The organism is Cellulomonas septica (assembly GCF_012396155.1).
GTDB classification, from domain to species: Bacteria; Actinomycetota; Actinomycetes; order Actinomycetales; family Cellulomonadaceae; genus Cellulomonas; species Cellulomonas septica.
The window spans coordinates 1-1,032 of sequence record NZ_JAAXOY010000902.1; the positions used below are offsets into that span (position 1 = coordinate 1).

Here is a 1,032-nt window from a genome sequence, read left to right on the forward strand (position 1 = left end):
GGCAACGGCGGCGTGGTGCCCGACCCGGCCGCGGCCGAGGGCCGCACGTGGACGGGCGAGCTCGCGCTCTCGCAGGGCACCGTCGCCTTCGAGCTCGACGGCGCCGCCGCGCCCCAGGCCGTGGCGAACTTCGTGACGCTCGCCGGCGAGGGCTACTTCGACGGCACGTCGTGCCACCGCCTCACCACGCAGGGCATCTACGTCCTGCAGTGCGGCGACCCCACGGCCACCGGCACCGGCGGCCCGGGCTACTCGTGGGGCCCGATCGAGAACGCGCCCGCCGACGACCTCTACCCGGCGGGCACGATCGCCATGGCTCGCCAGGGCGGCAACGGCGAGTCCATGGGCAGCCAGTTCTTCCTCGTGTACGAGGATTCGCAGATCCCGTCGGACTCGGCGGGTGGATACACCGTGTTCGGCCACATCACGTCCGGCATGGACGTGCTGCAGGCCATCGCTGACGCGGGCACCGTGGAGGGGTCGGAGACCCCGGTGGACGCCGTCACCATCGAGGGAGTGGAGACCCAGTGACCGAGACCCCCGCATCGACCTCCTCGCCGGAGGACCCGACGCCCACTCCCCCGACCTCCACCCCCGCCGTCCCCCAGGACGACGCGCCGACGACGGACGCCGCACCCGCGGACGCCACCACCGCCGACGAGGCCACGACGACCGACGGCTCGACCACCGCCGAGCCCACGACCGACGGTGCCACCGAGGCCGACGACCTGACCGCCGGTGACGCGCCGGGCACCGACACCCTCGACGGGGCGGCCAGGACCGACGCGACCGACGAGGCCGAGGCGGCCGACGCCGAGGTGACGGCCGCGGAGACGACGTCGGCCGCGACCTCCGACGAGCTGGCCACCGCTGAGGACGCCGACGAGCTCGCCACGGACCAGGTCGCCACCGACGAGGTCACCGAGGAGATCGCCACCGACGAGATCGCCACCGACGCGGCGAGCTCAACGCAGGAGGCCGACGCGGCGGCCGGGTCGGCCGACGAGGCCGCGGCTGCGCCGTCGCCCTCGG

General features: G+C 74.9%; 1 protein-coding gene and 1 pseudogene. Both read left to right on the forward strand.

What is annotated here, in order from left to right:
• Window positions 1–531: peptidylprolyl isomerase (locus HGA02_RS20145; RefSeq protein WP_168681206.1), on the forward strand; the 531-nt coding region annotated here is incomplete at its 5' end.
• Window positions 528–1,032: pseudogene (locus tag HGA02_RS20150) on the forward strand (hypothetical protein); the annotation flags it as partial. The gene HGA02_RS20145 and the pseudogene HGA02_RS20150, both read left to right, overlap by 4 nt.